The organism is Affinundibacterium fentianense (assembly GCF_018139545.1).
GTDB lineage: Bacteria > Pseudomonadota > Gammaproteobacteria > Burkholderiales > Burkholderiaceae_D > Undibacterium > Undibacterium fentianense.
In genome coordinates, this window is the sequence record NZ_JAGSPJ010000004.1 from 181702 (window position 1) to 205479 (window position 23778).

Here is a 23778-nt window from a genome sequence, read left to right on the forward strand (position 1 = left end):
AATGGGGGGTGTTTTGCCAAAAACAAGGCTGGCAAAAAAGTAATAGGACTAGGATTGCTTACGAGGAAAGATCGCAGCGATATTTTTTAAGCCCATCGCGTTAAACAAATGCATAACGAGATAATTCACTTCATGAAATTGTATCGATTTGCCCTTGGTACTGGAGATCGGTACCAAGCCATTCAACAATTGAGCGGAAGCACCAAACTCAACACGTTCCAGCTGGGAGCAATCTAAAATCACAATATCTTGATTTTTTGCAAATCCCGCAATCTCTTTAACCAAACTGTCAGTATTTCCCTCTATCGTTTTAGGCATCAGGAAACAATCAGTATTCTCTGGCTCTGCGACTGGCTCAGCGACTGCGGTTGTTACTTTCGTTGTGGGTGCTTCATACGCTGGTGGCGACACTTCAAATGTCACGCAATAATCGATACTGGATTCCTCAAATGCTTCTTTCATCTGCAATAATTGCAAGACTTCTAGCAAGAGTAACCATGGCGCTTCAGTTTCATCGCGTCGACCAACTTCTAGAATTGAGCGGATTTGCTCGGTCAAATTTTGAGCAGCAACAAGCACCAAATCGTGTTTGGTTTTTTTCAAATTACGCATTGCTCGCAATAGCAAGCCGCAACCGACTGGATCAACCGTTTTAACTCGCCCAAAATCGAGCTTTAAAACTTTGCTTCCCTCACTCAGGGCGTTTAGTTTTTGCAAGAGCTTAATAATCTCGCCGTCGAGCTTCGCTGGGAAAGTCAAACTAGGAATGGCACCGGCTTCCTTGCTCTCCGGCTCTTCTTTGGCAGTTTCGGGAAAGCGCCAGACAGGGGGCGAAGTTTCATACTTGCCAGCGTAATCGAGCGACAAGCTCTCGAAAGCATATTGATTTTGTTCTATCTGATACAGATCGAACAACATAAACCACGCGAGTGGAGCAGCATTTCCCAAATTATCGAGATCGATTGCGCTACGTAGCATATGTTCTGCCACTTTAACTTGTCCCGTGGCAAACAAAATCGCCGCTTCCTCCAATAGGGGAACCGATTCGGTCTGCGCCATCGCCCCAGCCTGAATTTCCGTATGACCAAGCAACAATTCTGTGGTCGCAACATTGAGTGCGATCGTGCTTTGAAAGTCCGTCGCAATAAAATCACTATGAAACTGATTGGGTTCCGTACGCTTCAGTGGTTCATCATTCGCCACTTTGGAGGGAACCGATTTAGGCCGCCCCATATCACGCGACATTTCAAATTCAATCGCGTCAATCTTTCTTTCCGTCGCTCGGGCAATATGCTTTTTCTCGGTCAAGGAATGTGTCAATGCCTCGTCATCTTGGAATTGTCCAATAACGGTGTTTTGACCCTTCACACGAGTTTTCTTAGAAGCTGGCTTCTCCGAGCTTTGCGTCTCGTCACGACCAGGCTTCTTTCCGAAAAGCTTAAAAATACCCACGGCGCCCTAACGAAAGATTTAATTGGCAATACAATTTCAAGGTAACGATCGCTTTAAAGTATCTTAGCCAGATATATTTAAAGACTACAATCACTACCGCCTGCGAAGTATAGTCGGAAAACTGATAAATTTGCTCACTTACAATGTTTCTCGACTATCCGTTCCCATAAAAAAAGTGTCAACAAACCCTGAATTTTTCAAATTTCCATGCGGCAACTAGCAACTTTTTGCTGCAAAATAATCTTAATTGCGACTAAACCATCAATAACTTTAGCTTTCAGTATACGCTGAACTTCTATCAGAAGAGTTTAACCGATACCACGCATGTCGAGATTATTTTACATAAATTTGCGTTTGCTCTAATCCACACAGAAATTTGCACCCGCAGTGGGCTACGAGTGCCTTTTTCTGAATCAGAAATTCGCCCTTACGCCACAAATCAATCCCCGCATAGGCTGTGGCACGGTTTCCTTCAAAACTGAAGTAGCCAAACGTATATCTTGGTTTAACAAGTTTTTAATTTGGGCAAACCATGTCAACTGCGTATTCCTATACGGATGTGTATAAGTCACATTGACATCGACTTTGGTAAACGATGGCGTCACAAAGTTTTCTGATGCGGCTAGACGATCTTGCTTCTGCGCATGCAGAATACTCAAGGTATTGCGCCAAGCACCGCTACGATAGCCAAAGTCAACGCCAACACGATTTGCTGGTTGCAACGGTAAATTTCCCTTGGCATCTAAATTCCCGCGTGAGGTATCGGCAAAGGCGCGAATCGAAAACCCTTCGCCAAATTGATTAATGCCAATTTCAGCTTCCCCACCGCGTATGGTGGCTGCTGCTTGTTTCCAGAAACGTTGCGTGAATTCGCCTTCTAAATCGTGTTCACCTTCCTCATTCACTCTTAATCCATCGATTTCGCCGAACACGTAATTCTCGACTTTATTTAGAAAAGCATTCACTTTCCAATGCACAAGACCGGTCGTTTTCTGCAAACTGAGTTCGAGGTTTTTCGACTTTTCTCTGAGTAAATGATTGTCCCCAATATCGAAGGTCAATGTCGACTCATGTGGTCCATGTGAATACAATTCTTCCGTCGTTGGCGCCCGTTGTGATGTCGACAAGCTACTCACAATCGAATAGCCGTCCGCGATGGGAACCAATGCGCCAATAGAAAAGGAGTGTAAGTTAAATGAGCGCTCTGGCAATTGAAATTCTGCTTGAGGCTGACGTTTTACGTTCTCTATACGAGCACCGCCGCTCATCACCACGCCACCAAAATTTTTCTGCTCAACGATAAATACAGCATTCGAAACACTACGTGTCGTGGGGACCGTATCAGCACGTCCAGTTTCCGCCGCGAGTGCAGAGAAATTCGCATGCTCTGTTTGCAAGCCAATATTGCCTTCCCACCCATTCCAATTCGTATGCGATAAGCCAGTTCGGGTTTCTATTGTACGATTCTTAAAATAGGTCGCTGGCGTACCATCTTGCAATTTCTCGGTATGCTGGTAGTCAGTTCCGCCCGCTTTGAAAGTCAATGTATCAAATACAAAGAAGGGTCGGTTCAATACCGCATCGATATCAACACGAGTTTGATCTAAATCGATAAATGACTTCTCCTCAGTCGGTATTCCGTAGCGATCCGCCATTTTCTGCACAGATGCACCGATATGTCCCCAAGGGCGTATCAGGCTTGCGCCAAAACCTAGACTGTGTTCATGTGTAAAGCTATTGAGCAAGCGGCCATTCGTATCGCCGTCTCCGTGTACGCTCGGATTGCCTGGAATCTTGTAGTCATCTGTATTACGCGTATTGCCATCAAGATGTAAGGCAATTTCTCCTACCGAACCATCAAGAAAAAATGACCCTGCTTTCTCTGCATTCACACCGGCGTACTTGATTTCAACTTCGCCATTCAACTGCTGGCTTAAGCTAGTTGGTATCCGCCCATCCACCACATTGACAAGTCCGCCGATTGCCCCGCTACCGTATAACAATGCAGCCGGCCCACGGAGAATCTCAATTTGCAGGGAACTAGCTGTTTCACTCGCAACTGCATGGTCATTCGACAGACCAGACACGTCGGCAACACTCATTCCGTTTTGCAAAATCTTTACTCGCGGGCCTTCCAAACCACGAATAATTGGCCGTGATGCGCCCGCACCAAAGCCCGATGCACTAACGCCTAATTCGCTACCCAAAGTCTCGCCCAGTGAACTGCCTATCTTTGAACGTAGTTCCGAGCCCGACAAAACTTTGGTCGGACTTAAAATCTGCATACTTTCTTCTTTGCCTAAAGGATTAGCAGAAACGGTTACTGTATTGGTGTTGGATTGCGCTGAAACGGTGAATGGCGTCAATGCTGCGCACACCGCAGCGGCCATAAGGCTTGGTTTAAAAAACATAAGTTTCCCTGAAAAATACATAGTAAACAACGTCGCAAAAGGACGTAAATTAGTCAATTCGCCAATAAGAATGGCAACATCTCGCGACGCTGGGTCGCTTTTTTGAACTAATTTTTCAGAGAGGTGGGGCGCGACTTAGAAAATGCGCATTGAAATCGGCAAGCCAAGAGCGGACACGAATCTGCACGAGATGCAAATCAGCAGACAAAGCTGGCACAGTAATTTGCAGTTGATGTTGCAAGCCATCTGCGATACTGGCCGCATCAAACAATAGACAAGAGTGGATGCCTGCGTCATTGGCATTGCTTAATTTCTGAATGCCGAAGTAATGCTGCCCATCAGATGCGAGTGTCAAAACCTCGCCAGTGACGGTTGAAATATGAGACATCCGATGCGCAAATCCAAGCCATTGGGCCGACAATAGGACCAGCAACATTGCCCAAAGAAGGACAATGGCTTTAAATCGCCTATTTTTTATCGATCCATTACGCATCTTTTCTCTACTGCTCTTATTTGTTGTGATTCCTCAATCGGGTCCAAGCGACCAATCAAACTTCAGGATGGCAAATGCCATTTCACGAGCTTTTGACCAGTTAAATGCAACAAAGTTGCACTATTCTCGCATAAAAAAATGCGCAGTTTTTTTCTGCGCATTATGTTCAGTTACGGCAATGAAGGCTCAATCACCATACAATTTTTGTTTTAACTCGCGTCTTTGTTGTGCTTCTAGTGACAAAGTCGCGGTGGGACGCGCCATCAAACGTGGCACACCAATTGGTTCACCCGTTTCTTCACACCAGCCATAATCTCCTGCGTCAATCGCGGCGATGGATTGCTGAACTTTACGTAATAATTTACGTTCGCGATCACGTGTACGCAATTCCAAAGAATGCTCTTCTTCGATCGTAGCGCGATCTGCTGGGTCTGGTACCAAAACCGTTTCACGTAGATGCTCAGTCGTTTCGTCGGCATTCTTCAGCAAATCTTTTTCAAGTTGTTGCAGACGGGCTTTGAAAAACGCCAATTGTGCGTCATTCATATAGTCCTTCTCGCCCATTTTCAAAATTTCTTCTTCGGTCAGGAGCGCTGCAGGTGCACTAGCTGGTGCAGTTGATTTAGTTGATTTAGTTGCCACTTCGCTTACTTTCGATACAACAGGTTAATATACGCAAGTACGGCTCAACACTCTTCTTATTGGAATGTCATTTCCGTACTTCCCCTCAAGGACAAGTATATAGCTTGCTTGTTCCGCATACAAATCTATTCAATTGACACAAATATAATTTGCGATTCAATTCAATAGGGCGCTAGTTTATACCAAACATTGCTCCAAACCTTGAATAAAAATCTCTTTCGGTAAATTTTTACCAATAAAAACCATTTTGCTTTCGGGGATTTCACTTTCTTCCCATTTTCCTCCTATATCGGTGCCCATAATCTGGTGCACACCCTGAAAAATGACCTTGCGATCAGCGTGTTCCATATACAACACTCCTTTATAACGAAGCATGCGGGGGCCATAAACTTGTACTAATCCGCCTAGAAAATAATCCAATCTTTCGGTATTAAACGGGCGTTGAGTCTTAAACACGAATGCCGCGATCTCATCGCTATGATGAGAGTGATGGTGATCGACATGCTGATGGTGTTCATGGGTGCAGTGCTCGTCGCAATTGACGTGCTCATGACCATGATCATCCGTCTCTAGAAAATCGGGGTCAATTTCTAATTTAGCATTGAGGTTAAATCCCTTTAGATTTAAAACCTCGGCGACATCCACTTGGCCAAAATCGACGGAGGTCATTGGCGCTCTTGGGTTAATTTTAAGCAAACGATGTTTCAAGTGTGTGACTTCGTCTGCTGCCACCAAATCGGCTTTCGAAATGAGTATTTTGTCAGCAAAACCAACTTGTCGTTGTGCCTCTTCATGCTGATCTAACTGTGTCATCGCATGTTTCGCATCGACCACGGTGACCACTGCGTCCAACATGTAATGTAGACCGACTTCTTCGTCGACAAAAAAAGTCTGCGCAACCGGACCGGGATTGGCTAATCCTGTGGTCTCAATAATGACTTTATCGAAGTCTAAAATACCCGCCTGCTTCTTTTGCATCAGTGTGTTTAAAGCGACAATTAAATCGCCTCGCACGGTACAGCAAATGCAGCCATTATTCATTTCGACAATTTGTTCATTGCTATCTTGGACCAGAATCTCATTGTCGATATTCTCCTGCCCAAATTCGTTCTCAATCACTGCAATCTTAAAACCATGATTTTCTTGCAGAATCCGATTCAATAAAGTGGTTTTTCCAGCGCCCAAAAAACCTGTCAATATTGTTGCTGGTGTGAGTGCCATAATAGTTGTATTCGATAAAATATAAACAAAAAAAACAGAGCCAACTGCACCAGCGTTGTCACTGACAACGAGCGCACCAGCCCTTAATCGTCACTTCAATGTTGTGAATCTGAAATCCTTTCGCTGAGGTCGCTTGCAACGTGGCTTGTAATTGATCACGTAAAGTATGACTCGCGTCAGGTTGTTCAAGGCAAAACACTTGTGCGCATCGCGTGCACTGAAAATGTCCATGTTGATGTTGGGTGACACCTTTTTCTTGTGCTTGAAACGGATGCTGGGAGTCAGGCTGCGAAGACATCTGATGTCCACTAAAACGAAAAACTCGATCATCCCCTGTAATTTTGTGTGCCAAACTCACTTCCGCTAAACAGTCCAGCGCTCGATACAAGGTCACTCTGTCCATCGCTGGCAAAGCATCCTGCATTTCTGTGTGTGACAAAGCCCGTCGCTGTACCAATAGGACACTAAGTACTTCTTTGCGTGCCTGCGTGACCCTTACTTTTGCCTGACGCAATTTGGACTCGGCTAATAAGAGCGAATCAGTTGTGATGATGCCGGATACAGAAGATAGCAAACTAGACATAAAGCGGGGTTAAAGTGATTTTTCACGTTGCAGCATTATGCCCTGATAGCCCTGTAGTTGCAACTTAGTTGCAAAATCTAACTCCATCGAACTCCGCATTGCCAATGCCTTGACCTTGAAATCATGGATTCAGGATCATGCCCAACAGCCTGGGAAGTTTGCACGCATCGATCTTCGGTAGCGTGTAGGCGCCTTCAAATCTCTGATGTCCAACACGTATAATGCTAAGTTGATCATCTAGCCGTATTTATTTAGACAGAAAAAGACAGGAAACCGGAATTGGCTAAGTTATATTTTCGCTATTCAGCGATGAATGCAGGTAAGTCGACCGCACTTTTGCAGGTTGCACACAATTATGAAGAACAAGGGCAACAAGTTTGCCTGTACACGGCTGCGATAGATAGCCGCTACGGCGTGGGCAAGATTACTTCGCGCTTAGGTCCGCAGCGTGAAGCTGCTACTTTTGACGCTGAGTTTGACTTCTTTCACACTGCGCCTGCTGTCAGTTGTATCTTAGTGGACGAGGCACAGTTCTTACTACCAGCACAAGTGAAGCAGCTGCATCAGCTCGCCCATATCCGCGGCATTCCAGTCATTTGCTATGGGCTACGTAGCGATTTTTTGGGAGAACCCTTTGCTGGTGCCAGTTATTTGATGACGCTGGCCGACACTATCGAGGAGCTCAAAAACATCTGTACTTGCGGCAAAAAGGCCACCATGAATATCCGCGTGGACGCGAATGGCAAACGAATGACAGCCGGCGAGCAAATCGACATTGGTGGCAATGAGCGATACCAGCATGTCTGTGGGCGCTGCTTTTATCAAGCTTGAAGAGAACCGAATTTACCCTACGAAAACGGCCAAGGATTACCGGTTGACAGGATACTCGACAAATTGCGAGGTAGCTTCTGACGGCACCTATTTCGCTATTTCATAGCCTTTTTGAATTTTTATCTTGTCTATTTTTTTGTAACAGGCATCCTGACAGCATCTTTCAACCAACGGAGACAATGATGCTCAAACACAATCGCGTATTTCACCGCCCACTTTTAACCGGTGTCTGTGCCTTACTTTTGCTTAGCTCAACTGCATGTACGCAAATGCCTTTGATTAAGGTCCAAGAGACGGTGCCACAGGATATCCCCGCCAGTAGCCAAGTTTTACAAGTTCACCATCGAAATAAGATCAACAATCTTTTTGCCGATGGATTTTTTGAAATTGGTGACTACGCCGTTTCCAAAATTAAAAAAGATAGTAGTTCGACTTCAAGCTCACAAATCGGACCCTATTCACAAAATTCGACAAAATCTGGATTTCAGTTCCGCGTGAGTGACTCGCAAATCCATTGGGACGTTCGCTGCGAAACACGTAGCGAAGGAAATGTATTGAAAATATTTGGCTTAGATACTGTTTCCCAAAAACGCAAATTACATTGCGAAATGCATAGCCAGCAAAGCAACGCCAGTATCGAGATGCGTGAAGAAATGGATTCGCCAATTGGTGAAGTTCGGATCAATCAATCCCATTTTGCAGTGCGTGCTTACTCACACGGTAACCCGCATCCAGATCGCATGCGCATTCCAGAAACCTTCGGTTTCAGAATTGATGACAATGGACGCAACTATGCAGCAATTGAATTATCAGACACGCCTGGCCGCGCTTGGTTAAACACAAGCTTACCAGCAGAACAAAAAACGGCGATGGTCGGTATGTTGGCAGCCTTATTGATACAGTACGGCTCATAATTTAACCGAGTCAAGCCACGGCTATAGCCGACGTAGAATTGCGTTACGACTGAAGGTGACGCAATTTTGCACTGAATTTACATTGTGTACATTACTTTATATTCAGATTCTTTTTTAAGAAATGCCCTGCTTTTTCTAACATCTGTGTCCTAGCATTCGAATCATCTAAGCCATGTTCTAGCCCAGCATAAATCTGCACCTCAGAAAATTTATCCAAGTCAAGCAGCCTCTTATGCATACGCTTTGTATGTTGAACATTAACGTTCATATCTTTATCCCCATGGAACATCAATACCGGAATTTGAAACTTTTCGACATTTCTCAATGGCGATCCTTGCGCAACATGCGCCCCATCACCGATCATGTTCTCGACTAAATCGGCATTCGAAAAATAACGCGCGTCACTTTTTAGTAATTCCAGATCTGTCACAGGCGCAATTGCAATAATCGCCTTGAACAAGGTTGGCTCGACTACGGCTGACTGCAAAGCGGCATAGCCACCGTAAGACCAACCAACAATCGCCATCTTCGCCGGATCAGCGAGGCCTTTGGCAATCATCCATTTCGCGGCATCCGTAACGTCTCCAACCGACGTGGACCATCCCTTAAATCCGTTTTGTTTGCTCCAATTATCACCAAAACCTGCCGAACCACGGAAATTAGGTTGAATCACTGCATAACCTTGGTGGGCAAAAAATTGTGCTAACCAATCAAATCCCCATTCATCTCGCGCACTTGGCCCACCGTGAGGCATAACAATCGAGGGAAGGCCACTGGCTTGTTCCTTACCTACTGGCAGGGTTAAATAGGCTGGGATCGACGTCCCATCTCTTGCCTCGTAGCGTATTGCTTGAACCGAAGCCAATGGAACATTTTCCAACTCTGGGCGCGCCAACAGCAATTCATTCAATGCGCCTTTTTCCACGTCGTAAAGATAGTAACGACCAGGATCTGAATCACTACTTGCCCTGACCAAAAGTCTAGTTTCATTTCGAGATGTTTCCAGAACATCGATCATTGGCAGCTTTGGCAGTGCGCGATGAAGCGACTGTAGCAAGGTCGCATACTTCGCATCGAAGTAGATTGCATGCCGCTTATCCTCGGCATAAGTTAATCCAATTGCACGAGAGTTTCGATTGACTCGAATCAAGCCATCCACATCAACATGCTCATTTTGATGAACTAAATCGGTCTTCAAACTCCCATCTAGACTTACACGATACAGCGCCATCCGACCATCCAGTTTTTTCAGCGCATATGCGCTGTCAGATTCACCATCAATATGTAAAGGCAGCATCCCTGCTTGTTTGTCCCAAAGAGAAAAGGGAATCCATTCCCTCTCCCCGCGCAATCGATAATGAAAATTGACCCGATCAGTCAAGAGATGCGAACTCGGATCACGCTGTTGAAATGCCTTCATTCGGACACTACCACTACCATCGGTCATGAAATAATCGACGTTTTTTACCGGACTTTCTACTCGCACTGCTTTCAAACTGCGTGTATCAATATGATCGACACCCACACCATCAGTAGGACGATAAATTTTTGAATCTAAACGCTTAATTTCTGGGACATACTCACGTGTCATCAAAATAGAATCCGATGCGCCCGATAGCCAATCCAAGACCTCGCCATCAAATTGGCGCAATTTGACATCGTAACGGCTCGATGTTTGTCCCAAAGTCGTGACGTTCTGGCCGTCAATGTCTAGTGCCAATAAACGCGTGAAAGGAAAAATAATCTCGCCATCTTCGACAAGGCCCTGGACTTTACAAATTAAACGTTGATTGCTGACAAATTTACACCAACGCAAGTTTCCCGCTGTCCCATTTGAAACAATTGCCGCCTTTGGCGCACTCGCGGCACCAAGCTCAGCGACATATGCGATACTTGTTTTGCCTGCTCCTGCAGAAAGATAAACAATACGATTTCCATCGGGGGATAGGTCAACCTGCTGAACAAATTCTCGGGCACCGAACTGCGCACTCGGCATTTGTTGTGCACCGACGTGCAACGCCAGATTTCCGCAGACTAAAATGAATAAGGATGACAGCTTCAAACAATTCTCCTACCTAGATTGACTGTTACATGCTGGGGCCTACCACTTCACAAGCGCGTAGTCCGTCAAGTTATTAAAAAAGAAGCAATATTAACATTACAAGAATTGATTCACTACCATCGATCTCCGATTTGCCAAACGAGCAGCGGTGAGTAAGGCAATCGAGACACCAACACAAGATGGCTGCTGACAAAATAGACTTCAATCGAGATACCAAATGGATGTGACAATACATATGACTCTTGATCGACGGACATTCAGCAAAATCCAACGCACTGGCTGAGAATCAAGGATAATGCGGTCTAAATCCTTTCTTGATCGCTCGGTTTAATCTAAAAATCTTGCTTTGTCAGGCTGTCATTTCGGTGCTTCTGCGCTTGCAAGTATGCATAACTCCGCATCAAAAAAGTCAATACATAGACAAAGCTTCGCGCCGACCTAGCCAAGAACCATTCATTAGTCTTTCGGAATAAACACATGGAAATTAAAGTCAATTTTCTCGATAAGCTTCGCCTTGAAGCCAAATTCGATGATTTCACGGTAATCGCTGATCAGCCTATTCGTTACAAAGGAGATGGCTCTGCACCGGGACCATTCGACTATTTCCTCGCCTCATCCGCTTTGTGCGCAGCGTACTTTGTGAAGTTGTACTGCAACACGCGCAATATTCCGACCGAAAATATTCGACTATCGCAAAATAATATCGTCGACCCAGAAAATCGCTACGCGCAAATTTTCAAAATCCAAGTCGAATTACCGTCCGATATTTCTGCCAAAGATCGCGAGGGCATTTTGCGCTCGATCGAGCGTTGCACTGTCAAAAAAGTGGTACAACAAGGCCCTGAATTTATCATCGAAGAAGTCGACAACTTAGATGCTGACGCACAAGCACTCTTAACCGTCAAACCGGAAAGTAATAGTGCTACTTATATTCTCGGCAAAGACCTCCCTCTCGAACAGACGATTTCAAATATGTCAAGTTTATTGGCGGGCCTCGGGATCAAGATCGAAATCGCTTCATGGCGCAATATCATTCCAAACGTATGGTCATTACATATTCGCGATGCCCATTCCCCTATGTGTTTTACTAACGGTAAGGGCGCAACGAAAGAAAGTGCTTTGGCATCTGCTTTGGGTGAATACATCGAACGATTAAGCAACAACCATTTCTATGCTGGTTCATTTTGGGGTGAAGATATCGCCCAGGCTGAATTCGTCCACTATCCCGACGAGAAGTGGTTTAAACCAGGTAAGAAAGATGCACTGCCTAAAGAGATTTTAGACGCTTACTGCTTAGCGATTTATAACCCAGACAAGGAACTGCGTGGATCACATCTAATTGACACCAATTCCGGCAATGCAGATCGTGGCATTTGCAGCTTACCGTTCGTGCGCCAATCAACTGGGGAAACTGTTTACTTCCCATCTAACCTTGTCGAAAATCTTTTCGCGAGCAATGGCATGAGTGCTGGCAATACCTTGGCGGAAGCGCAGGTCCAATGTCTATCGGAGATTTTTGAACGTGCTGTCAAGCGCGAAATTTTGGAAGGTGAAATCACACTGCCAGACGTACCGCAACATGTACTGGAAAAATTTCCAAGCATCGTCGCGGGTATTCAAGGTCTAGAAGAACAAGGCTTCCCTGTTTTAGTCAAGGATGCCTCACTGGGTGGTCAATACCCGGTGATGTGCGTTACGCTAATGAACCCGCGCACCGGTGGTGTATTCGCCTCCTTTGGTGCGCATCCAAGTTTTGAAGTGGCGTTGGAGCGCAGCCTAACTGAGCTCTTGCAGGGTCGAAGTTTCGAAGGGTTGAATGACTTGCCACAACCAACTTTCGTCAGCAATGCCGTCACTGAACCGAATAATTTTGTTGAGCATTTCATCGATTCCAGTGGTGTGGTCTCGTGGCGCTTCTTTAGCGCCAAAGCCAACTATGATTTTGTGGAGTGGGATTTTACCTGCGAAGGAAACAATGCCAATGCCGATGAGGCTGCAAAAATGTTGGGAATACTCGCCGCGATGGGTAAAGAGGTATATCAAGCAGTGTACGATCAATTGGGTGCGACAGCCTGCCGCATCTTAGTACCAGGTTATTCCGAAGTGTATCCCGTCGAAGATCTGATCTGGGATAACACCAATAAATCGCTCTTATTCCGCAAAGACATTTTAAATCTGCACCAACTCGATGACGACGAACTGATCGCTTTACTCGAACGATTAGAAAATAATGAACTCGATGAATATAGTGACATTGCCACCCTGATCGGCATTGAGTTCGATGAAAACACAGTATGGGGTCAACTCACCGTCCTAGAATTAAAACTGTTGATTAATCTCGCTTTACAAGAATTCGAAGACGCCCAAGAGCAAGTACAGAGCTTCTTACAATACAACGACAACACCGTAGAACGTGGTTTATTTTATCAAGCCTTGAATGTCGTCTTAGAAATCGAATTAAGTGACGAACTTGATCACGATGATTACGAGCACAATTTCCGACGCATGTTTGGCAACGAGCGTATGGATGCGGTCTATGGCTCTATGGAGGGCAGCGTGCGCTTCTATGGTTTAACACCGACCAGCATGAAGCTTGAAGGCCTAGATCGTCATCAACGCCTAATTGATAGCTATAAGAAACTGCATGTAGCGAGAGCAAAAGCCCACGCGAAATAATTTTCTGCCCAAGCCAAAAGGGGAGCAAGACTATTGCTCCCCACAAGCAAAGCAAGCCAATCCCAACACGCCAACAAATCACGATCACAATCCAGTTTACATGTCGAACTCAGGTCGATTGACGTGTAAATCAACAACCTTTGCGACAAACGGTGTGAGACCAACCGTTCTCTTAACCCCTCCTCTATCTGAACAGTATCAATGAAATTTGAAATTTTCACGTGGCACGATGCTTGCTAAAAATTCATATTAGTTTCATCACATATCAATGCTGAGCCAAGCAAAAAGGCGATTCCCAGCATGCGAAAACGTGGTGTCACAAGTTTCATGTCTGTACGTCAACAAAATCAAGATATTACTTTTCAGAGGAGAACTTCAACATGGCTATTCCGCAAACCCCTACCCCACCCTACCCAGAATATTCAGACGCGGTTTTGAATGAACCTGCCAATTACGGTATTTTGGAACAGTTGATAGGAACTTGGGTTAACGTCAATCCCAACAATAATCCAACCGGCTGGGGCTTACATACGACTTGTATGCCGTCACCAGGAACCAATTCAGAAACCATCTTCGGCGTTTTTCATTTTCTGTGTGAAGACTATACCGAAGAGTTGACTTTCTCCCCCGTATCCGGTGGTGTGCGGAATCGTGGTGGTACAAATGAACAATTTGCCGGTGCCATTGAGTATCGTCAAAGTGTGCAAAGAGTCAGCGATGGTGTTGGGATTCACGAAGAAGTCGGAATGTATCTTTGGCTAAACGAGATGTATAACCATGCAGCAACCGAACAATCCGTACTCGAGGACAATGCTTATCCGATCATTTCAACTGGCGCAGGGGCAACTGGTCCCAATTTTGTTCCGCCCTATTCGATCGCCCGCAGCGGGACTATTCCGCACGGCAGTGGCATTTTACTGACTGGCAGTTTTCAACAAGATGTTGTGGGCAAGCCGCCATTCCCAACTGGAACAGAGAGTTGGAGCGCACCATTTGTACGATCTTGGCCAGACTTACTAATCGCCAACGCCCCCGATCTCGCTTCTTCTCCACTAGCGATTTCACCGAGCATGGGCGCATCCGCTTTATTGGTGCCGCCTGGTGGATCGGCAGCAGATGCAGCGCCATTAAATCTTGATGAACCAGCACCTGCTTGGGCGTTCGACAAATCATTACCTGTCACCGAACCTGACGGCAATCTAACTTATTTTCAACGTATCGTGGCTGATCCACACTATCCTTATTCAGTACGCCCCGATCTACGTTTGCGCGACGCAATTAAAGATCAACAGATCAGCAAGTACACGCTCATTCAATTGACCAGCAAGCACGACGGTGGGCCACAAGGCGGGATTCTGAATACGCCCTTTGTGAAGAAATTCGCCAACGTCACCGAAATGACTCTAAATATGTGGCTAGAAACAGTGGTGGAAGAGGGCCAAGAAATTTTACAACTTCAGTACGAACAAATTATTTTCTTCGAATTCATGGTTGGTTCAAATGGGCAGACCACACGTTGGCCACACATCCAAATCAATACCTTACGCAAGAAAACAAACTAATCGTTGATGCCAAATGCCCCTCACGCCATCTCGATTGAGGGGCATTACGAATTGGTCCTAACTAAACAGTCAAAAATACGAAGAGCATTTGCTTTTAACATTGCAGACTGCAGAAAAGAAAAAGGAGGTTGTCGATTAACCATCAACCGTAAAACAAGACACCCGATTGCGTCCCAACTGTTTTGCGTCATACATCGCTTGATCAGCTCGCCGTTGAATCGCTGCCATGTTTTCACCCGTTTGATTGGAAGTCGCTACGCCTATGCTAGTGGTAATACGTATGCCTTGATTGCCCACGACTGGCATCAGATTTTCAACCGCATGACGGATTAACTCCGCAAGTTTTAGAGCGCCAGCTAGGTCTGTATCGGGCAAAAATACAGAGAATTCTTCGCCGCCAATTCTTCCAACGGCATCACTGTGTCGGACAACACCGACGATGGTTTTCGTCACCGATTTCAGTACGTGATCACCCGCCTCATGCCCATACGTATCATTAATTTTTTTAAAGTGATCCAGATCGACAAACAACACTGAGAAATTCTGATGATTGCGCTGCGCTAGATGTATGAGCTGATCGCAACTTGCATAGTAAGCCCCTGCATTCAATAAGTCAGTCAAAGGATCATGCGTGGCTAAATGACGCAAACGTTGGTTCGACTCTCGCATCCGCACAAAGTACGATATCGAACGCGCACCATAGACATGAAAGAAGGTTCCCAGATAAAACAGTGCCACCAACAAAGTTGCCATGGCATTAATGGAGTAAGGCTGAGGTAAATAAGCATTCCCAAGCGCTAGTCCCAGCATGGTTCCAAGGGTAATCGACAACCCGGCGCGTTGCCCGAGCAAAATATAGACGCCTGGAATATTCGTAAAAAACCAAATCACCCGTAATTCGTCGGCTGAAACCATATACAGAGCCGAAATGTACTCACACATGCAAACACATTCATACACCCACGCCAATTGTAAAAATCTTTGTGGACGACCACGAAGAGCGAGCCAGAGAGACAAGCTCAAAGCCAAAAAAATCGACATGGAGACGACGTGAAGGGGATCGATAGTATTGGCGCCGATTGCTACCCCAACTAAAAGCAGGCTGGTCACAACAACACCAGCCAGCATCAAAATATTCAAGAAACGAAATTGGAACGCGCGATATTCCTCACCTTCAATGAAATTTATCTTACCGTAGAGTATTTGCCGCATCGACAGCATATTCAATTCCTTCTCGATTTGCACAGCACTTTCACTATGATCGTAGCGCAGCACTAGCTTAATAATACGCCAAAGGATCTTGAAAACGAGTGGATTTTGGGCAAAGAATTTGCGTTGGCGCAAACCCGCTAAAGGCGAGCGAACAAACTCGCCGCATCATGCCAATCCGAAAGGAGTGGGCGATGATGCCTAGGCGTATTCTTTTGCCAACGCCAACGCGACTCGCTGAATCAAATCATAAGGAATCCCCGCTTGATACGAAAACGCAAGGTTGCCCTTTTCATTTCGGAACGGTGCGAGCGCCTGTATCAAGGAGTGATCTGCTTTAATAGGAGGGTAGATGCCAAGATGCTTTTTGAATCCAGCAAAGTAGAAAAAGATTTTGCCATGCCGATACGCTGGCATACCGTAGCTAATACAACGCTGAGCTTGCGGGAGAGCAGTCTCGACTACATTCTGCACCCGCAACAAAATACGCTGCACCTCATCAGGCATGGATGCAATATAGTCGTCATGTGAATCGAATTTGGGTCGTTCGGACATCATTTACCTATCGCTGACTAGTCGGTTTCTGGCATCTTACCGTACAGTCGCAAATTGGCAAGACAAACAGCTTGCCGCCCAGATTGGCATGGATTCTCATCGCCCAACTAGGCTCCCAGATGTATTCACACGCACCGCTCAATACATCTGCGCTCGGTCGCAGGCCCATCTCCAAGTTGACTCTAGGCCAAGAGCACCATAGCTAACTACGCCATGTGAGCAGCATAAGTGAGTGTTGAATTTTTCACTGACTGCATGCGCTTCCAACGCAACTCTAGGACGCCAATACTGATGGCATATATCACCACAACAATGATCGGTTGCAATACGAAACTATGCTCAGGAAATACTATCCAAGCAAGGGTACAAAAGGCGGTGCGCACAACCGCATGGAAAACTCCAACCCAATGTTGAATCAACACACTCAATGGCAACCACATCAATCCCGTGAGCACTGCCACAGCAAAAGGTAAGCAACGATAGTTTTCAAGGAAAAAAGGAATCGCCAGTGCATAGCACAGGAAGCTCATTCCCACGGCGCTTAGAAACAAGGTGTCAAAAAAATTGCGGCTTTTGTTCGACTCGAACTTGACTTTCTCGCCAGTGAGTTTAGCGAACAGCATTGCCAAGTAAACGATGCTGCCTGTTCCGACGAATACCGCCAACACCTGCGCCTTTGGCCCCAACAAGGCCCCTGTCACGATCAACAGAGACCAGACGGCCATTCCAGCTAAAGGTGTCGCTAAGAAACGACGTTGACGAAAATCGGCTAATTGTTGATCCAAAGAAATAGAAACGTGGCGCATGACCCTCATCCTCTCAGAAAACGCAGCACCACAATTGATGCCGCCATAGACGAATCATGATGCAAGACGACAAGTACGCGTAGTCGCATTTGTCATGACTTCACATGACATTTGTCATCTTTGGATTCGAACAACAGATCCCTGAACGGTACTCCATAGGATCGAGTAGCGAAACAAAACGACTGCATTTAAGCGGAATTGACTATGTAATCAAACTCAATAAGGGTTGATCGAAACGGACGATGCATGATACCTTGCAGCACGCGGTTCACGAACTTTCTCTTTCCTTGGTCCGCCTCCCATCGCATGCCTTTTTTCACAGGTCATTACCCATGACCATCTCGTCTGTTACTTTTTTTGAAGGAGCACTTCATGACTATCCTAAAGCGCTTACGATTCCTAATACTAATGGTGTTCGCCACCCTCATGTACAGCGGCAGCGCCTCGGCCGCCTGTACACCGATCAGCAGCGTTCCATTTGCCATCACTGCACCAGGGCAATACTGTGTTACGAATGACTTGCAATCAAGCGGTGCTGCGGGCATCCAGATTAGTATCAGCACTGGCAATGTCACGCTTGACTTGAACGGTTTTGCACTGAAATGTACAGCATCACAAAATGCAATCATGGGCACATTGACGATGTTCAATGTGACGGTCAAAAACGGCACGATTCGTGATTGCAACTATGCTGTGACTCTTTCGAACTGCACCAGTTGTACCGTTCAAGATATCCGCGCAATCAATAATGCGGCAGGAATCCAAGTCAGTGGCTTTGCAGCTAGAGTGGAACACAATCAGATACGGAATGACAATGCGCTCGCGGGAAATCCAGCAATCTTGGTCGAGGCCACGTCATCATTAATCGATAATAATCATATCAGTGGATCGAATGTCGGCATCATGAACCGCAGCAAAGGGAATATTATCCGTGGCAATACTTTCGGCATTTGCAACACTGCGATTCGCTTCGACGCAGGTGCAACTTACCAAAACAACCTGACGCAACTCTGCACCACAGCATTTACCGGTGCTGGATTAGCAAGCAGTGTGAATGCTGGCGGAAATTTCTAAACGTATTCTGTGGTAACACTGATGCAAAACGAGAGCACGCGACTATGCTGCTCTCGTAACATTGAATTAAACTGACTTAGTCTCTGTCTACCTAATACCATTCCAATGACTAAAGGTTAGTGATCCGCTGTAGCTCATCCATAACACGCTCCCACGCCGCACTTGCGGGATCAATCAATGCAAAATGTCCGCAGTTGGGTATGCAAATCAAGCGTGTCGCTGGGAATGCAGCGCAATAAGACACTACAATCGCTGGCGGCACGATCTCGTCGCACTCGCCTTGAATAAGGGTTGTCGCCACCACTGGCGTTGGCAACAACATGGGATTCACATCGGCTCTGTGGATTGGGTCTTGTCCCAAAAAACGCAGCACTGCTCCGTCGCCTAAATGCATTGCATGTGCCATCTGAAGATCGGCAGCGGGCGCCAAGGCGACAACGCCTCGCAATGCGATACCTAGTCCTCGCTGAGCGCATTGTGCTGCCGCCCACAAAACCAAATGCCCACCCGCTGAATGACCTAACAAGACGATTTGACCATTATGACGTGCAATGTTGGCTGGCAAGGAGCTCAATGCGGTCATCACATCATCCAAGGTCAAATCGGGTTCCCCAGAAACGCGACGATATTCCAAGGTCAAAGTAGTCCAGCCTGCCGTCGCCAATGCACTGGACATTGCTTCAGCGTGGGCGCGATCGTATTCTGGTTTCCAAAAACCACCATGGATTAACACCAACAAAGGACGGTCATCGCCCGCTGCTCCGTAACGAATATCAGCGATTTGATCCACATGATCGCCATAACGAAGAGTGGCATCTGGCGGACTCGCGGTACGGCTAAGAATGGATAGATCTTCATTCATTTTGTTAACTCAATTTTCAAGATTTTGGTCATGCGAAGTAACGGACTGTGAATGAATGGATACAACACGCAGTGAAGACCACAGATTCTTTCATATTGCTCTATTGATGTGCAATCAAATACTGAATATCGTTTATCCAATCCTGCAATTTATTCTGTGCATGGGTCTTTTGCTGCTGCGACGCACTCTGAATGATGTCGACCATCAATTGTTGTATTGCTCCTCGTGAGACATCGGATTGCGTGCGTTGTCCATGCTGATCCGAGGTTTCAAAACTCGTCTGGATGGCACGTTGTAGCCAAGTTTGTACGACTTCACGGCTCGGCTTTTCTTTTTGGATTTGCGCCAATAACTGCAATAGACCACGTTGACGCGCCTTGCTGTCGTCAAGCCAGAGCGCATAGTTGGGCGGATGCTTTTCCAGATGTCGAGAAATCATCGCTTCTTGTTCTCGGCTGACGCTGCCTAGCCATTCATCGACTTGTTTGACGATTTTTTTGAATCGCTTTTTGGTTTGCTGTTCTGGCGATAACTCCACATATTTGTCGCGATAGTCCTCATTATTTTTCTCAAATTTGCGCGCCAAAAAAGCCCTTTGCGACTCATCCATGCTTAGCATAAAATCGCTCAATTCGGGCAAGGCTTGCAACAAAATCGTTTGCGAAAATTGTTCCACTTGTACAAAGGACGCCTCTATTTCAAAGACAGAGGGGCGAACAAGTGTTGCTTGCATCTGTTTCAATACCTGGACGTATTGCGGCAATTGCGTACTCCGATGCCACCGCAATAATCGCGCAATATCTTGTTTGACTTTGGCCTTTTGCGAAGCACGGAAATCCACGTAACCATCCAGCCACCAATAGGACAAGGTGTCCGCATTCGAATATCCCAGCCTCGCGGTACTACAGCTTCCTAAGAAAACGACGAGCAGCAAAACAAGCAGCAGACGCGCTAAACGAAACCCGCTGGTTTGCGATTGGAGAGGCAGATTCACGTTTTCCAAAAACGAATTGGTCAAGATTAACTCCCAATTTCAATCAATTTGCTCAAATGCTTGGCAAGCTAAAAGCTTGTCCTCACCTACGAGCACTAGCGTACTATCTTCTGTGTACCAGATTCATTACTTGAGTTTGGCCTGTTTGACTACGACCGGGACATACCCGATCTCTAGTCCTTTCGGCGGAGTGACGAAGAGCGCGCTATCTAAAGTCGCCAAATCACCGATAGTTTGTGCTGCCATGAATTCTGTATTGTTTTTCCAATTGGTATGAATTTTTTCGACGATCGATTGTAATCGACTTTTTTCCGCTTCGCTCCAGCCAAATCCTTGCAGAGAAGGTTGGTCTACAAATCGGTACCACGCATAGGTCACCGTCGAGCCATCGTTCAGAACAACCGAATACGGTCCCGACAGTGCGGCCGGTACGCTCCAACTGGCTGGCGATGTGTAGTCTGCTCCATTTTGATCTGCCGCTGCAAAAAAAGGAAAACTCAGCTCTTTAAGTCCGGTCTCCGGCGGTACCTGTGATTCCAAAATCGGACGCATCACATCACCCACTTTCTGAAAATACTCAGGGAATACGCCGTTGGCCGCACTGCCTTTCATTTGAAAAGTCCATGCTGTTCCACCACCAGGTGTTTTAATAATACTAGGGACGATCCAATCTTTAAGGCCACCTTCGCTAGTCATGATCACTTGGTTGTCTTGCGAATACATATAAATCGGACCCGTACTTAAGCTAGGCTTTATCGCACCGTCAGCGGCGAATTTTCCTGACATCGTGTTACTACCGGTCAGCCACGTCTTAAATGGGTTAAATAAAGCGGCGCCTGAATACAAAGTAAAATCTGCAACGATACAGCTATTGCCCTTGGCATCAGTAGGAAATGCCATCCGCGGCAACTTGACGTAGCGGACGCCATTCTTATCTTGGCTCTGATAAAACGTGATCGCGCCCCACTCCATCGCAAAATTGCCCACTTTGCCCGGACGTACATCAAGGCCTCGCCCGAGCACGGTGGGATACGACTTCGCCAGAACTTCCCAAACGTCAGGCACGTAGAACGCTGCTGGGCCTTTGAAATTGGTCGAATTAACAAAGAAAGTCCAACTCTGATCACCCACAGGATTCGTACCGGTTTTTGCTTGCGTCAGCGGTAACGCCATCCAAGCGATACCAAACAACTCCCCGGCGGTGCCGAGTTTAAAGGTCAAGCCATCGGGCGGCATTAAAAGACGATTACTCAGTTGCGCGACGCCTTTGCTGCCCATAGGCAGTCCACCACTTTTTGCAGAACTGGCATCAATCGCATTTTGCCCAAACTCCCAACCTGGAGCAGACAATTCGTCGATATAGCCATTCGGCGTGCCATTGATCCTATATTTCGGTTGCGTCGATGGAAAACGGGTGGCGGTCCAATAGGCACCGCTACCCTCAACGGTTTGAAACAAAGAACGATAAAAATCTTTCGCATTTGGATCACCAACGCGTAAAAAATTATCTGGCGGCAGCAAAGGCTGAAAGAAATCATCGTTATTCGGTTGTAACCAGGTGCCTGGCAATCCTGCGCCAAAACCACGTATGGGTCGATCTATCAACGGCCAAATTGCCGTGTACATACTAAAACCATAGGTGAATCCGGCTGGCACGGTGGTCGCATCCACACCTGTCACGAAATAGGATGTTAAATAGGGCGTGATGTCGATCACTTTAGCACCATCTAGCACGAAACTAGACCCCATAAATTGGAAGCCCACAACTTTTCCTGACTGGAACTCTAAAGTGAAATATTTTCCGTTCTCGGAATTTAAATAAGGATTTTCACTGCCAGTGATCAAAACATGTTTTGCGTAATCAGGCGTCAACTCCCAGGAAAATCCTGCCTGATTCGTCCACAACAAAGTCGAAGTGGAACCCGCTTTCAATGCAATCGTTCCGATTAACCAATTATTGTTTGGCTCGCTCTTAACTCGGAAAGTCCCAATCACATCTAAAATTGTGAAGCTCGGCAACGGTGGGTCGACTACGATGGGTGCACGCATGGACTGAAAGGCCGTCGGTGTCAGTGTCAAATTGAATTGTGCATCACTGATACCGAGTAAAATCTTCGCTTTGCTGACGTCGGACGGGGTCACCGCAGCCGCAATTGCGACCGATTTACTGATACTGTCACTCGCGTTCAAATAGGTCACACCTTGTTCAATCGCGACATAGCGTCCCGCGCTAATTTTATTGTCAAGCAATGCAGGCACCCAACCATAGGCAGGGTCATTCACAAAAGTGCGCGCAGAAGTCAACATTGTCGAGATCAATACAATTTTAGTCTGACGCCCACTATCGAGTTCGCCAGCCCAGTAGCCAACTTCTTCAGCGTTCGGCGTCGTCGCTCCAGTTCGACCTAAAACATTTGCATAAACCAACTTCACAAAATCGGCGTTGCTCATGTTTGCGCTGTAACCAGTTACATCAGGAAACGTCAGGCCTGCATTGTAAAAACTCTCTGCGATCTGGCCCAAACTCAGGCCAGCACGTAACTGGCTGATCCAGTAAGACATTCCTTCTGCATCGGGCACCCGATTAAAAAAAGCAATATATAGCTCAATCAAAGATTTCAATTGCGCATCTGAGATTGTTTTAGCATCGTTTGCTATCGCCAAGCTAATCTTCATATCCGCAAATTGCAGACCCGTCGCCAAACTCACATCTTGACTGCCGCCATTTCCCACCAAATCAATGACAAGCGTCCCAGAAACACCACGTTGAATTTGGTAGTTCGCCCGGTTTCCATTAAAAGTGACCGTTGCAGTGCTACTGGGTGCCGGACTAGAAGTGGCAGCTGGCGGCGCTCCAAGTTCAGAACTTCTGTCACCGCCACAGCCACTAAAAAACAGACAGAGCGCACATAACAATCCCCATTGTGGGATTGTGCGGATTGGTGTTCGCATCTCGATGAACTTTCTATTTGCGCGGCAAAAAAAGGGAAGCCTTATGCCAATGGATTGAAATACTGGATGACCGCTATTCGCTTGGACTTGCTTAGCTCAAATATCGCGCTGAATAAATGTCACTACTTTGAAAAGAAATGCGTGGAAATCTAGACTGCAAAATCAACTTTCACCTTGTATAGATCGGTGTATCTTCACAGAACAGAATATGAAGAACCAATTCGTGTCGACTTCAGGTCCAAGGAGTATAACCAATTTCTCATTGCTTGTCGGGGTCGATTAATTTTTACATTTTGACCGAAGAATAAGTATTACAGAGCGAAGAAAAATTGACTTGCAAAGCGAGAATCGTCTCCACCGATCCAGAAATCATGCTCGATAGTAAAACGCTGGAGAAGCAATCACAAGCTGGTCATGCAATCCGTAATCGGTTAAAATCTAGGCGGGTGCGCACCATTCGTGGTGTAGCAGGTTTCAGC

Annotated in this window: 18 protein-coding genes; 5 read left to right on the forward strand and 13 right to left on the reverse strand. The window is 46.2% G+C overall.

What is annotated here, in order from left to right:
* Positions 1-48 precede the first annotated feature (48 nt).
* From KDM90_RS10615 to KDM90_RS10640, 6 genes are all read right to left on the reverse strand, one after another.
* Positions 49-1368 carry an STAS domain-containing protein gene (locus KDM90_RS10615; RefSeq protein WP_212675580.1) on the reverse strand — a complete coding sequence of 440 codons (1320 nt, stop codon included), beginning with the start codon at positions 1366-1368 and terminating at the stop codon, positions 49-51.
* 497 nt (positions 1369-1865) lie between these two features.
* Positions 1866-3863 carry a TonB-dependent receptor gene (locus tag KDM90_RS10620; RefSeq protein ID WP_212675581.1) on the reverse strand — a complete coding sequence of 666 codons (1998 nt, stop codon included), beginning with the start codon at positions 3861-3863 and terminating at the stop codon, positions 1866-1868.
* A 115-nt stretch (positions 3864-3978) separates the two neighbouring features.
* Positions 3979-4251 (reverse strand): hypothetical protein, encoded by a 273-nt coding sequence (locus tag KDM90_RS10625; RefSeq protein WP_212675582.1) that lies wholly within the window; start codon positions 4249-4251, stop codon positions 3979-3981.
* A 291-nt stretch (positions 4252-4542) separates the two neighbouring features.
* Positions 4543-4998 (reverse strand): RNA polymerase-binding protein DksA, encoded by a 456-nt coding sequence (dksA, locus tag KDM90_RS10630; protein ID WP_212675583.1) that lies wholly within the window; start codon positions 4996-4998, stop codon positions 4543-4545.
* 177 nt (positions 4999-5175) lie between these two features.
* Positions 5176-6219 (reverse strand): CobW family GTP-binding protein, encoded by a 1044-nt coding sequence (locus KDM90_RS10635; protein ID WP_212675584.1) that lies wholly within the window; start codon positions 6217-6219, stop codon positions 5176-5178.
* A 58-nt stretch (positions 6220-6277) separates the two neighbouring features.
* Entirely contained in the window at positions 6278-6802 is a 525-nt protein-coding gene (locus KDM90_RS10640; protein ID WP_212675585.1) for a Fur family transcriptional regulator, read from the reverse strand.
* A gap of 279 nt (positions 6803-7081) precedes the next feature.
* On the opposite strand from KDM90_RS10640, the gene KDM90_RS10645 reads away from it, so the two are divergent.
* Complete coding sequence (locus tag KDM90_RS10645) at positions 7082-7633, forward strand: thymidine kinase (RefSeq protein ID WP_212675586.1); 552 nt, start codon at positions 7082-7084, stop codon at positions 7631-7633.
* A 179-nt stretch (positions 7634-7812) separates the two neighbouring features.
* Positions 7813-8547 carry a hypothetical protein gene (locus tag KDM90_RS10650; RefSeq protein ID WP_212675587.1) on the forward strand — a complete coding sequence of 245 codons (735 nt, stop codon included), beginning with the start codon at positions 7813-7815 and terminating at the stop codon, positions 8545-8547.
* A 91-nt stretch (positions 8548-8638) separates the two neighbouring features.
* On the opposite strand, the gene KDM90_RS10655 is transcribed toward KDM90_RS10650, so the two are convergent.
* Positions 8639-10609 (reverse strand): alpha/beta hydrolase family protein, encoded by a 1971-nt coding sequence (locus tag KDM90_RS10655; protein WP_212675588.1) that lies wholly within the window; start codon positions 10607-10609, stop codon positions 8639-8641.
* A 477-nt stretch (positions 10610-11086) separates the two neighbouring features.
* On the opposite strand from KDM90_RS10655, the gene KDM90_RS10660 reads away from it, so the two are divergent.
* On the forward strand, positions 11087-13285 hold the full coding sequence (locus KDM90_RS10660) for an OsmC domain/YcaO domain-containing protein (protein ID WP_212675589.1): 2199 nt from the start codon (positions 11087-11089) through the stop codon (positions 13283-13285).
* A 380-nt stretch (positions 13286-13665) separates the two neighbouring features.
* Positions 13666-14847: a peroxidase, FMP-type gene (locus tag KDM90_RS10665; protein ID WP_212675590.1), complete on the forward strand. Its 1182-nt coding sequence runs from the start codon at positions 13666-13668 to the stop codon at positions 14845-14847.
* A 135-nt stretch (positions 14848-14982) separates the two neighbouring features.
* On the opposite strand, the gene KDM90_RS18325 is transcribed toward KDM90_RS10665, so the two are convergent.
* From KDM90_RS18325 to KDM90_RS10680, 3 genes are all read right to left on the reverse strand, one after another.
* Positions 14983-16092: a GGDEF domain-containing protein gene (locus KDM90_RS18325; protein WP_212675591.1), complete on the reverse strand. Its 1110-nt coding sequence runs from the start codon at positions 16090-16092 to the stop codon at positions 14983-14985.
* 165 nt (positions 16093-16257) lie between these two features.
* Positions 16258-16614 carry an iron chaperone gene (locus tag KDM90_RS10675; RefSeq protein ID WP_212675592.1) on the reverse strand — a complete coding sequence of 119 codons (357 nt, stop codon included), beginning with the start codon at positions 16612-16614 and terminating at the stop codon, positions 16258-16260.
* A 203-nt stretch (positions 16615-16817) separates the two neighbouring features.
* A complete protein-coding gene (locus KDM90_RS10680; protein WP_212675593.1) occupies positions 16818-17417 on the reverse strand; it encodes a DUF7010 family protein in 600 nt (199 codons plus the stop codon).
* A 372-nt stretch (positions 17418-17789) separates the two neighbouring features.
* On the opposite strand from KDM90_RS10680, the gene KDM90_RS10685 reads away from it, so the two are divergent.
* Positions 17790-18491: a NosD domain-containing protein gene (locus tag KDM90_RS10685; RefSeq protein ID WP_212675594.1), complete on the forward strand. Its 702-nt coding sequence runs from the start codon at positions 17790-17792 to the stop codon at positions 18489-18491.
* A 109-nt stretch (positions 18492-18600) separates the two neighbouring features.
* On the opposite strand, the gene KDM90_RS10690 is transcribed toward KDM90_RS10685, so the two are convergent.
* The 3 genes from KDM90_RS10690 to KDM90_RS10700 form a co-directional block, all read right to left on the reverse strand.
* Complete coding sequence (locus KDM90_RS10690; protein ID WP_212675595.1) at positions 18601-19353, reverse strand: alpha/beta hydrolase; 753 nt, start codon at positions 19351-19353, stop codon at positions 18601-18603.
* A gap of 100 nt (positions 19354-19453) precedes the next feature.
* The gene (locus KDM90_RS10695) at positions 19454-20347 is read right to left on the reverse strand and encodes a DUF6279 family lipoprotein (protein WP_212675596.1); all 894 of its coding nucleotides are present in this window, start codon (positions 20345-20347) and stop codon (positions 19454-19456) included.
* Positions 20348-20473: 126 nt separating this feature from the next.
* Positions 20474-23299 (reverse strand): DUF4214 domain-containing protein, encoded by a 2826-nt coding sequence (locus tag KDM90_RS10700; RefSeq protein WP_212675597.1) that lies wholly within the window; start codon positions 23297-23299, stop codon positions 20474-20476.
* Positions 23300-23778 lie beyond the last annotated feature (479 nt).